Annotated in this window: 12 protein-coding genes and 1 pseudogene; 5 read left to right on the top strand and 8 right to left on the bottom strand. The window is 62.3% G+C overall.

Annotated features, from left to right (window positions below; translation table 11 throughout):
* Positions 1-862 (top strand): NAD-dependent epimerase/dehydratase family protein (locus DBR18_RS08860; protein WP_256588639.1); only part of this gene is annotated, 862 nt, incomplete at its 5' end.
* 266 nt (positions 863-1,128) lie between these two features.
* Here DBR18_RS08860 and DBR18_RS08855 read toward each other — a convergent pair.
* From DBR18_RS08855 to DBR18_RS08835, 5 genes are all read right to left on the bottom strand, one after another.
* Complete coding sequence (locus DBR18_RS08855) at positions 1,129-1,827, bottom strand: OmpW family protein (protein WP_108590069.1); 699 nt, start codon at positions 1,825-1,827, stop codon at positions 1,129-1,131.
* Positions 1,828-2,022: 195 nt separating this feature from the next.
* On the bottom strand, positions 2,023-2,541 hold the full coding sequence (locus DBR18_RS08850; protein ID WP_108590086.1) for a DUF3299 domain-containing protein: 519 nt from the start codon (positions 2,539-2,541) through the stop codon (positions 2,023-2,025).
* Between the two features lie 11 nt (positions 2,542-2,552).
* Entirely contained in the window at positions 2,553-3,818 is a 1,266-nt protein-coding gene (locus tag DBR18_RS08845) for an ABC transporter permease (RefSeq protein WP_108590068.1), read from the bottom strand.
* A gap of 1 nt (position 3,819) precedes the next feature.
* A complete protein-coding gene (locus DBR18_RS08840; RefSeq protein ID WP_007966120.1) occupies positions 3,820-4,530 on the bottom strand; it encodes an ABC transporter ATP-binding protein in 711 nt (236 codons plus the stop codon).
* Positions 4,531-4,662: 132 nt separating this feature from the next.
* A complete protein-coding gene (locus DBR18_RS08835) occupies positions 4,663-5,265 on the bottom strand; it encodes a DUF2796 domain-containing protein (RefSeq protein WP_108590067.1) in 603 nt (200 codons plus the stop codon).
* 135 nt (positions 5,266-5,400) lie between these two features.
* Here DBR18_RS08835 and DBR18_RS08830 point away from each other — a divergent pair, with 135 nt between their 5' ends.
* Positions 5,401-5,754: a hypothetical protein gene (locus tag DBR18_RS08830; RefSeq protein WP_108590066.1), complete on the top strand. Its 354-nt coding sequence runs from the start codon at positions 5,401-5,403 to the stop codon at positions 5,752-5,754.
* Between the two features lie 96 nt (positions 5,755-5,850).
* On the opposite strand, the gene trxA is transcribed toward DBR18_RS08830, so the two are convergent.
* From trxA to DBR18_RS08815, 3 genes are all read right to left on the bottom strand, one after another.
* On the bottom strand, positions 5,851-6,723 hold the full coding sequence (trxA, locus tag DBR18_RS08825; protein ID WP_108590065.1) for a thioredoxin: 873 nt from the start codon (positions 6,721-6,723) through the stop codon (positions 5,851-5,853).
* A gap of 198 nt (positions 6,724-6,921) precedes the next feature.
* Positions 6,922-7,575 (bottom strand): methyltransferase, encoded by a 654-nt coding sequence (locus tag DBR18_RS08820; RefSeq protein WP_108590064.1) that lies wholly within the window; start codon positions 7,573-7,575, stop codon positions 6,922-6,924.
* The gene (locus DBR18_RS08815) at positions 7,572-8,036 is read right to left on the bottom strand and encodes a YbaY family lipoprotein (protein WP_108590063.1); all 465 of its coding nucleotides are present in this window, start codon (positions 8,034-8,036) and stop codon (positions 7,572-7,574) included. The genes DBR18_RS08820 and DBR18_RS08815 overlap by 4 nt, the downstream gene beginning before the upstream one ends.
* A gap of 127 nt (positions 8,037-8,163) precedes the next feature.
* Here DBR18_RS08815 and nrdR point away from each other — a divergent pair, with 127 nt between their 5' ends.
* From nrdR to DBR18_RS28945, 3 genes and pseudogenes are all read left to right on the top strand, one after another.
* A complete protein-coding gene (gene nrdR / locus DBR18_RS08810) occupies positions 8,164-8,628 on the top strand; it encodes a transcriptional regulator NrdR (RefSeq protein WP_003228656.1) in 465 nt (154 codons plus the stop codon).
* Positions 8,625-9,758, top strand: a complete 1,134-nt coding sequence (gene ribD, locus DBR18_RS08805) for a bifunctional diaminohydroxyphosphoribosylaminopyrimidine deaminase/5-amino-6-(5-phosphoribosylamino)uracil reductase RibD (protein WP_108590062.1) — start codon at positions 8,625-8,627, stop codon at positions 9,756-9,758. The genes nrdR and ribD overlap by 4 nt, the downstream gene beginning before the upstream one ends.
* A gap of 47 nt (positions 9,759-9,805) precedes the next feature.
* Positions 9,806-9,929 (top strand): annotated as a pseudogene (locus tag DBR18_RS28945) (riboflavin synthase); the annotation flags it as partial.

Raw genomic sequence — 9,929 nt, 5'->3', positions numbered from 1 at the left:
GCTCGCCAGCGGCCATTCGGTGCGGATTCTCGATGACCTGTCGACCGGCAAACGTGCCAACCTGCCACTGGACAACCCCAACGTCGAACTGATCGTCGGTGACGTCGCCGATGCCGCACTGGTTGCGCAGGCGATGCAGGGTTGCAGCGCGGTAGCGCATCTGGCGGCGGTGGCCTCGGTGCAGGCGTCGGTGGACGATCCGGTGAAGACGCACCAGAGCAATTTCATCGGCACCCTGAATGTCTGCGAAGCCATGCGCCAGGCCGGGGTCAAACGTGTGCTCTACGCGTCGAGCGCGGCGGTGTACGGCAACAACGGCGAAGGCGAGTCCATCGACGAGGACACGCCAAAAGCCCCGCTGACCCCGTACGCCTCGGACAAACTGGCCGGCGAACATTACTTTGATTTCTACCGTCGCCAGCACGGTCTGGAACCGGTGATCTTCCGCTTCTTCAACATCTTCGGCCCACGCCAGGATCCGTCCTCGCCGTATTCCGGGGTCATCAGCATTTTCAGCGAGCGGGCGCAGAAAGGCCTGCCGATCACCGTGTTCGGCGATGGCGAGCAGACCCGCGATTTCCTCTATGTCGAGGATCTGGTCGACGTGCTGGTGCAGGCAATCGACAAGCCTGAAGTGGAAGTGGGCGCGATGAACGTCGGCTGGAATCAGGCGATGAACCTCAAGCAGATGCTGCAGGCGCTGCAAGACGTGGTCGGCGAGCTGCCTCCGATCAGCTACGGCCCGGCACGCTCCGGTGACATCCGTCATTCGCGGGCGAACAATGCGCGTTTGCTGCAACGCTTCAAGCTGCCCGAGCCGACGCCGATGCGCGTGGGGCTGGCGCGGCTGCTGGGACGCTAAATCGAAAAAACAAAAAAGGCGCCTTTGCAGGCGCCTTTTTTGTGGGCGGGGTATCGCTTTGACGCTCGGTGCAATCCCTGTGGCGAGGGAGCTCGTCGAATCGTCGCACCGTCCCGCTCGACTGCGCAGCAGTCGCAAATTCAGTCAACGCGGTTTTTCTGAAGCACCGCTTTTGCCTTGTTCAGGGCTGCTTCGCAGCCCAGCGGGAGCAAGCTCCCTCGCCACATTAGCCCGCATTCACCACCACGCGAATGTTCGACTGTTGCTTAGAACTTGTAGCCCAGACCCACCATGTACACAAACGGATCGACATCAACGTTCACCTTGGCACGAGTACCCGGCGCCACGGCATTGTTCTCGACGGTGGCGCGGGTGTCGATGTCGATGTAGCGCACCTGGGCGTTGAGCATGATGTTGTCGGTCAGCATGTAGTCGGCGCCGACCTGCCAGGCCAGGCCCCAGGAGTTTTTCGCCTTGAAGTTGCCGAAGCCGTTGGACTGGGCTTCGCTGCCGACGTGCTCGTCGTAGATCCAGGTGTAGTTGATGCCGCCGCCGATGTACGGCTGGAACGGCGACTTCGCGTCCAGCGGGTAGTACACGACGCTGAGGGTTGGCGGCAGGTGTTTCAGGGTGCCGAGTTTGCCGTTGGCAGCTGGCAGCGCGGTGCCTTTGATCTTCACGTCATGCTCGAACGGCGAGGCCGCCAGTAACTCGATACCGATGTTGTTGGTCAGCATGTAGGCGAAGTTCAGACCCAGTTGGGTGTCGCTGCTCATGGTCGCCTTGCCGCCCAGATTGGTGCCGCTCAACGGACCCTGATCGACCTTGACGCTGGAGCTGTCGGCCTTCGGGTTGACGGTGATCGCACCGGCGCGAACGATGATGTCGCCGGCTTCGTGGGCGTGGGCGAGCGGGGCTGCGAGCGCGAGGGCAAACAGCGAGGCGCTGAGCAAGGACTTGTTCATGGGGGCTCCAGAAGGACGTTAAAAATGTCTGATGTCCTATGGTATGAAGCCAACTGATACGGTCTTTTGACTCAGCTCAATGAAACAGTGATGCCCCCAAAAGATCGCAGCCTTCGGCAGCTCCTGCAGTTGAAATGCGATCCCCTGTAGGAGCTGCCGAAGGCTGCGATCTTTTGACTTTGAAACTGCCGGAATTTACTCCGGCAGCTCATACACATAAATCTTGTCCGCCGCCATCTGATACCCGGCATCCGCCAGTTCGCTGGTGGACGCCTTGACCTGCAACGGTCCCTCGACCCAGTACGGTTGATACAGTTCGTCGAGCTTCACGCCCAACTCGCTTTTCACATGCACGATCTGGTTCGACGGCGGTGGCGGCACGTGGATGCAGGCGCCGAAGTACGGCACCAGCAGAAACTCCGTAGTGCGTCCTTCCTCGTTGACTTCCAGCGGCACGATGTAGCCCGGCAGGCGGATGTTCTGGCCGTCCAGGCTCTGCACCACCGGCGCGTTGGGCATGTCCTGTTTCGCTGCGGGCGCCGATTCGGCGGACAGTGCATCGCCCATCTTCGACATGTCATGCAACGGCGTCATGTTCGGCACTTCCGGCGCGGCGTCCGGCGGGATCATCTCCGACCAGGTCAGGTCTTTCGGCGCCGCTGCCCACACGGGCAGGGCAACCAGCATCAGCAGCGCGAGTACGGCGCGGGGCATGGTGAACATCCTCATAAACGGATCGACAGGCCATCGGCCAATGATTGGCGATACGCGCGCCAGGCCGGCACGCTGCCCATCAGCAGCGCGGCTGCCAGAATGCCACCGAGCAGCGTCCATTCATACTCGCTGGGCCACGCCAGCGGCAGATACAAACCGTAATTGGCCTGCACATAACCCTGCGCGGCGGCGATGCCGATGTACAGCAAGGCCAATCCGGCGATCACTCCGGTCAGCGCCAGCGCGAAAGCTTCCAGCACCAGCAGACTCGCGATGTGCCACGGCCGCGCTCCGACCGAACGCAGAATCGCCATCTCGCGGCGACGCTCGTTGAGGCTGGTGAGAATCGCCGTGAGCATGCCGATCAACCCGGTCAGCACCACGAACAGCGAGACCACGAACAGCGCCTTTTCAGCGGTGCTCATCAGGCTCCACAACTCCTGCAACGCCACGCCGGGCAGGATCGCCAGCATCGGCTCGCCACGGTATTCGTTGATTTCGCGTTGCAGGGCGAAGGTGGAAATCTTGCTGTTGAGGCCGAGCATGAACGCGGTGATCGCCTGTGGCGTCAGGTCCATGTTGCGTGCCTGATCCGCGGTGATCCGCCCGTTGCCTCGCGCCGGCACGCCGTTGTGCCAGTCGATGTGAATCGCCTCCATACCGCCGAGGCTGATGTGCAACGTGCGATCCACCGGGGTGCCGGTACGCTTGAGAATGCCGACCACGGTGAACGGTTTGTCGTCGTGTTTGACCAGACTGATCGCCGCCACGCCGTGGGCCAGCACCAGTTGATCGCCGAGCTTGTAATGCAGCGCTTCGGCAACTTCGGCGCCGAGCACCACTTCGAACGGGTCGGTGGCAAATGCCCGGCCATCAGCCAGTTCCAGATGCTGCTGGCGGCCGTACTGGTAATGCTCGAAATAGGCTTCGGTGGTGCCCATTACCCGGTAGCCGCGATGGGAGTCGCCGAGGGACATCGGGATTGCCCACTTCACTTTCGAGTTGCTGGCGAAATGTTCGAAGCTGTCCCAACGGATGTTGTTGGTCGCGTTGCCGATGCGGAACACCGAGTACAGCAGCAGGTTCACCGAACCGGAGCGGGCGCCGACGATCAGGTCGGTGCCGCTGATGGTGCTGGCAAAACTGGCTTTGGCCTCGGTGCGCACGCGCTCGACGGCAAGCAGCAGGCACACCGACAGGGCAATCGCGAACGCGGTGAGCAGGGCGGTGAAGCGGCGGTTGGCCAGGCTGGCCATGGCCAGACGAAACAGATACATCTCAGACCTCGGCAGACGTGGCGGCGCGATTGAGCTCGGCCAGGGACAGGTGACGGTCGAACAGCGGCGCCAGGCTCTGGTCGTGGCTGACGAACAACAGGCTCGATCCGGCCTCGCGGCATTCGGCGAACAGCAGGCGAATGAAGTTTTCCCGGGCGTCGTAATCCAGCGCCGAGGTCGGTTCGTCGGCGATCACCAGTTCCGGCTGGCCGATCAAGGCGCGCGCGGCGGCGACCCGTTGCTGCTGACCGATCGACAGCGAATCGGCGCGACGGCCGAGGATGCTTTCATCCTTCAGGCCCAAGTGGGCGAGCAGGGTGGCGGCGGCTTGATCGACGCTGCCGTGCCGCTGTTTCGCCCGCTCTGCACGCAGCTTCGAGAAGTGGCACGGCAACTCGACGTTCTCGCGCACTGAGAGAAACGGCAGCAGGTTGAACTGCTGGAAGATGTAGCCGGTGTGATCGACACGAAAGCGGTCGCGGGCGCCGGCACCCAGTTCGGTCAATTCCTGGCCGAGCAGGCGGATGCTGCCGCGCCCGGGTTTCTGCACGCCGCCGAGCAGGCCAAGCAGGGTGGTCTTGCCACTGCCGCTGGGGCCTTTGAGGAACAGGGTTTCGCCCGGCTCCAGGCGAAACGCCGGGATGTCCAGCAGCGGCGGGTGACCGGGCCAGTTGAAGCCCAGGTCGGACAGTTCGATGAGTGCTTGGGTCATGGCACCAGTTTCATGGTTGATCACATAACCCTGTAGGAGCTGCCGAAGGCTGCGATCTTTTGATCTTGCCTTTAAAAACAGGATCAAAAGATCGCAGCCTTCGGCAGCTCCTACAGGGGATTTTTCAGGCAATCAGAATTTCAGGGCGGCAGCCTTGGCGGTCACTTCGGTGCCTTGCTGGCCGCTCGGGCCGATCAGTTGTACCTGAATTTTCTGGGTCGCCGGGAAGCTATTGAAGATGTTCGCCAGATCCAGGGTCTTCAAGGCACCTGGGGTCGCGCAACTGAACTGATAGTGCGCGTGGATTTCGCTGTGGTCGTGATGATGCGCTTCACCGCCCTTGGCGTCTTTGTCGTGGTCATCATCGTCATGGTCGTCAGCATCCGGCTTGTCGCCGAACAGCGGGCTTTGCAGTTCCTGGCTGGCCACTTTGCAACCGGCGGCGGCTGGCAGGCTGAACAGCGCCAGCGGGTTTTCCAGTGTCGTGCGCGCGGCCACGACTTTGGCTTTGTCAGTGTCGCTGGTGGCGGCGTGTTCGAAGCCCACCAGGTTCATCGCTGGGCTGTCCAGTTCCAGTTCCAGGGTCTGGCCGTCGAGCGCGGCGTTCAAACGACCGACGCCGTGTTCATGGGCGCCGAGGCTGCCGTGCTCATGGTCGTGATCGTGCTCATCGGCAGCGTGGGCGATGGCCAGCGGCAACAGGGCAAACGGCAAAGCGAGCAGCAGACGACGCATGGCGGTCTCCGGAAAGTAAAGTGAAGAGTTTGTTATGTAATCTTATAACGAAAGTCCGCAGAGTTTGCCCGCCTGCTTGGCGTTGCACAAGTCCCGTGGGAGCATGCAGGTCAGAAATGTGCAGGAGCGATGCAGATGTTGCGGATACGCGGAACCGTCGGAACGACGCCGGTGGATTTGACGGTAGAGCTGGATGACAGCGATTGGGCGAAGCTCGGTTCGGCTCTGAATGTGCAGTCGCCGACCCAGCCAGAGATGGCAGCGGCCCCAGCAGCCAAGCCGCTGAATCAGGACGAGGCGTTGTGGCAGGTGGCGAAAGATCTGTTGCGCAAGGCCGGGCAGCTCAGCGGGCCGGATTTGCTTGAACAGCTGGAAGGGCTGACCGGTAGCGCAGCGGCGGGGAAGCGCTTGCTGGTGCGCTTGCGCCACAGTTCGGATGTAAAAGTGGTGAGTGGCGGGGATACACCGCTTTACAGCTGGATCGAGTGATACGCAAAAGATCGCAGCCTTCGGCAGCTCCTACAGGTTCACCCATGTTTTGCGGATGAACCTGTAGGAGCTGCCGAAGGCTGCGATCTGTTGATCTTAATAAAGCGCAGCAAACACCTTACGGCGGTATGCAGTCACCAGCGGATGATCATTGCCCAGCAACTCGAACACCTGCAGCAAGGTCTTGTGCGGCAACCCTTCGCCGTAGCTGCGATTACGGATGAACAGCTTGAGCAAGGCCTCCAGCGCCGCTTCGTATTGCTGACGCGCCAATTGCTGGATCGCCAGTTGATACACCGCTTCGTCGTCCTGCGGATTCTGCGCAAGACGCGCCTTGAGTTCAGCGGCATCCGGCAGGTCGCGGGCTAGGCCGAGGAACTTGATCTGTGCCTTGGCGCCCGCCAGTGCGGCCTTGTGTTCATCGCTCTTGACCGCGTCGAGCACGGTTTGCGCTTCGTTCAGCTCACCGCGCTCGGTCAGGCAGCGGGCATACAGAATCAGCGCCTTGGCATTGCTGTTGTCTTCGGTGAGCATCACCACCAGCGCCGCTTCGGCATCGGCGAAGCGTCCTTCATCGAACAGCGCCTGAGCCTGTTCGAACGGATCGGCGGCGGCCGGCGGCGGCATCTTCACATGCGGCTCGAGCAGGGCGCGCACCGCGGATTCCGGTTGCGCACCGGCAAAACCGTCCACCGGCTGACCATCCTTGAACAGCACCACCGTCGGCAGGCTGCGAATACCGAAGCGGGCCACGATGTCCTGCTCGATGTCGCAGTTGACCTTGGCCAGCAGCAGTTCGCCCTGATAGCTCTCGGCAATGCCTTGCAGCATCGGCATCAGCGCCTTGCACGGCGCACACCATTCGGCCCAGAAATCCACCAGCACCGGTTTGTTGAAGGAAGCTTCGATCACCGACTGGTCGAAATCGGCAGTCGTGGCGTCGAAAATGTACGGCGTTTGCTGACTCATGGGGGATCTCGTAAAAGCGTGGATGGGGCAACTATACGGCTTGGCGGGGTGTGGCCGAAAGCGGGGCAGATTTGAGAGGTGTACCGCTAGGCAGGACGCCATCGCTGGCAAGCCAGCTCCCACAGGGTTCTGTGTCGTAGACGAAATGTTGGTTCGACTCGGTCACTGTGGGAGCGGGCTTGCCCGCGATGCTTTTGGTTAGCGCCGCGCGTGGTACAGGCTCACTTGCCGAAATTCTTCAGGCTCCGCCAGATCCGGCAGCGTCATCGCCTCGAGCATTTCGATCCGCTCATACAACGGATGGCGAAAATCCCGAACCCGCGAATCCGCCACCAGTGCTTCACGGCCACGGCTAAGAAACGCATCCAGCAGCGGCAGGTTTTCGCGGTCGTACAACACGTCGGCGACCAGAATCAGATCGAACCGATCAGCCTCGGCAAAGAAGTCCGTCGAATAACTCATCTGCACATCATTGAGTTCAGCGTTGGCCCGGCACGCGGCAATCGCCAGCGGATCCAGGTCACAGGCCACCACCTCCAGCGCCCCGGCCTTTACCGCAGCAATCGCGGCAATCCCGGAGCCGGCGCCGAAATCCAGCACGCGCTTGCCACGCACCCACTCGGGAAATTCCGCCAGATAGCGCGCCACCGCCAGACCGCTGGCCCAGCAGAAGCTCCAATACGGCGGTTCGTGAAGGATGCGCCGGGTTTCGTCCGGGCTGAATTCACGCTCCATGTTGTCGCCGTCGATCAGCCACAGCTGCAAATCGGTATCGGGCAATGCGCAGGCCTTGAGCCGCGCATCACCAAGCAATTCACCTAACGCCAGTTGCAGGTCGAGCGGTGCCGTCATGGTGCTTTGACAAATTGAAGCTGGCCCAGCGCCTGTGTGGTCGGCTGGGTAATGGTTTGCGACGGCAGGTGCAGGATCAACTGGCCCGACTGCGTGGCGCGACCGCGCAGCTCAACCCGTGCGCCGGCCGGAAAGGCTTCCGGATTGAAGCGCAGGCGAAACGGCAGGATCTGGTTGTTGCCGATCAGGCTGGAACTGGCGAGCAGTTGTTGCGGGCGCGACTTGTCATCGATCACCAGCAGCGCCAGTTCGACTTCGGCCCCAGCCGGCACGCCTTGCAGGGTGCCGCTCAGTTCCCGTTGATAGGCCGGCAGCGGGCCGAGGTCGGCTGCTTCTCTGGCTTTTTTCTGCGCCTGCTGCGGCGCAGGTCCCGGTGTCGGCGGTTGCGGCTTGGGCTTGTCGCTGCCGCAAGCCACCAGCAGGGCGAAAAGACTGAGCAAAACGAGCGGTCGTAGCGACATTGGCAGCTCCAGAAAATGAAATCCGTGGATCAAACGATCATGGCAGTCTGTATACCGCAAACCCTATGGCTTGTCTTGCCACCGGGATGCGCTACCATGGCCCTCCCTTTTTTTGTTGCCAGCCACCATGCACTGTCCCTTCTGCGGTGCCAACGACACCAAGGTCATCGACTCGCGTCTGGTCGCCGAGGGCGAACAGGTGCGCCGCCGGCGTGAATGCCTGGCCTGCGGCGAACGTTTCACGACATTCGAGACGGCCGAACTGGTGTTGCCGCGCCTGATCAAAACCGACGGCAGCCGCCAACCGTTCGACGAAGAAAAACTCCGCGCCGGCATGCAGCGCGCCCTGGAGAAACGTCCGGTGAGCGTCGAGCGCCTCGAATCCTCTCTGGTCCACATCAAGCACAAGCTGCGCGCCACCGGCGAGCGCGAGGTCAAATCCCTCGTGGTCGGCGAATTGGTGATGGCCGAGCTGCAAAAGCTCGATGAAGTGGCCTACATCCGTTTCGCTTCGGTGTACCGGCGCTTCCAGGACCTCAACGAGTTCCGCGAAGAGATCGACCGCCTCGCCCGCGAGCCGGTGAAAGAATGACCAGCGCCGCCGAGCAGGCGATCCTCGACGCCCACTTCATGGCACGCGCGCTGGAACTGGCGCGCAAGGGCCACTACACCACCCATCCCAATCCACGGGTTGGCTGCGTGATCGTGCGTGACGGGCAGAATGTCGGCGAAGGCTTTCACGAGCGTGCCGGCGAGCCCCACGCCGAAGTCCACGCCTTGCGCGCAGCCGGTGAGCTGGCCCGGGGCGCCACCGCTTACGTGACCCTTGAGCCATGCAGCCACCATGGCCGCACGCCGCCGTGCGCCGATGCGCTGGTGAACGCCGGGGTTGCTCGCGTTGTGGCAGCGATGCGCGACCCGAACCCGCAGGTTGCCGGGCGTGGCCTGCAGCGTCTGGCGGATGCCGGCATCGCCACCGAAAGTGGCGTGCTCGAAGCCGAAGCACGCAAGCTCAATCAAGGTTTCCTGAAACGCATGGAACACGGCTTGCCGTTCGTGCGGGTCAAACTGGCGATGAGCCTGGACGGTCGCACGGCGATGGAAAGCGGCGAAAGCCAGTGGATCACCGGCCCCGCCGCGCGTTCGGCGGTGCAGCGTCTTCGCGCTCAGGCCAGCGTAGTGCTGACTGGCGCCGACACGGTGCTGGCCGACGGTGCACGTCTGACCGTGCGCGCCGACGAACTGGGTCTGGATGCTGAACAAACCGCACGGGTCATGAGCCGTCCGCCGCTGCGGGTGCTGATCGACGGGCGCCTGCGGGTGCCGCTGGACGCGCCGTTCTTCAAGGCCGGCCCGGCACTGGTTGCCACCTGCATGGCGGTCGAAGAGCAATACGCCAATGGCCCGGAATGCCTGATCGTGCCGGGCGATGACGGTCAGGTCGATCTGCATCAACTGCTGATCGAGCTGGCCAACCGTGGCGTCAATGAGGTGCTGGTCGAAGCCGGCCCGCGTCTGGCCGGCGCGTTTGCCCGCCTCGGTCTGGTCGACGAGTTCGTGATCTTCATCGCCGGCAAGTTCCTCGGCTCCACGGCGCGGCCGCTGCTGGACTGGCCGCTGGCTTATATGAAGGACGCTCCCGAGCTGAAAATCACTGAAATCCGCGCGGTTGGCGATGACTGGCGAGTCACTGCGACGCCAGTCGTTTCGGCGAGCGTATAATTCCCGGCCATCGCCTTAGCGCTGGCTTCGTTCTCAAGGAGAACCCCATGTTTACCGGCATCATCGAATCCATCGGCAGTATCCGTGCACTGACCCCCAAGGGCGGTGATGTGCGGGTACACGTCGAAACCGGCAAGCTCGACCTGAGCGACGTCAAACTCGGCGACAGCA

It is taken from the genome of Pseudomonas sp. HMWF021, from assembly GCF_003061005.1.
Lineage (GTDB): Bacteria > Pseudomonadota > Gammaproteobacteria > Pseudomonadales > Pseudomonadaceae > Aquipseudomonas.
The sequence above is the reverse complement of the archived record's forward strand: the minus strand, read 5'-3'. Positions and strand labels throughout refer to the sequence as shown.

Bases quoted from the DNA above. Each gene is read 5' to 3' on its own strand.
- DBR18_RS08855 (WP_108590069.1), bottom strand. From the start codon at position 1,827: ATGAACAAGTCCTTGCTCAGCGCCTCGCTGTTTGCCCTCGCGCTCGCA.
- DBR18_RS08850 (WP_108590086.1), bottom strand. From the start codon at position 2,541: ATGCCCCGCGCCGTACTCGCGCTGCTGATGCTGGTTGCCCTGCCCGTG.
- DBR18_RS08845 (WP_108590068.1), bottom strand. From the start codon at position 3,818: ATGTATCTGTTTCGTCTGGCCATGGCCAGCCTGGCCAACCGCCGCTTC.
- DBR18_RS08840 (WP_007966120.1), bottom strand. From the start codon at position 4,530: ATGACCCAAGCACTCATCGAACTGTCCGACCTGGGCTTCAACTGGCCC.
- DBR18_RS08835 (WP_108590067.1), bottom strand. From the start codon at position 5,265: ATGCGTCGTCTGCTGCTCGCTTTGCCGTTTGCCCTGTTGCCGCTGGCC.
- DBR18_RS08830 (WP_108590066.1), top strand. From the start codon at position 5,401: ATGTTGCGGATACGCGGAACCGTCGGAACGACGCCGGTGGATTTGACG.
- trxA (WP_108590065.1), bottom strand. From the start codon at position 6,723: ATGAGTCAGCAAACGCCGTACATTTTCGACGCCACGACTGCCGATTTC.
- DBR18_RS08820 (WP_108590064.1), bottom strand. From the start codon at position 7,575: ATGACGGCACCGCTCGACCTGCAACTGGCGTTAGGTGAATTGCTTGGT.
- DBR18_RS08815 (WP_108590063.1), bottom strand. From the start codon at position 8,036: ATGTCGCTACGACCGCTCGTTTTGCTCAGTCTTTTCGCCCTGCTGGTG.
- nrdR (WP_003228656.1), top strand. From the start codon at position 8,164: ATGCACTGTCCCTTCTGCGGTGCCAACGACACCAAGGTCATCGACTCG.
- ribD (WP_108590062.1), top strand. From the start codon at position 8,625: ATGACCAGCGCCGCCGAGCAGGCGATCCTCGACGCCCACTTCATGGCA.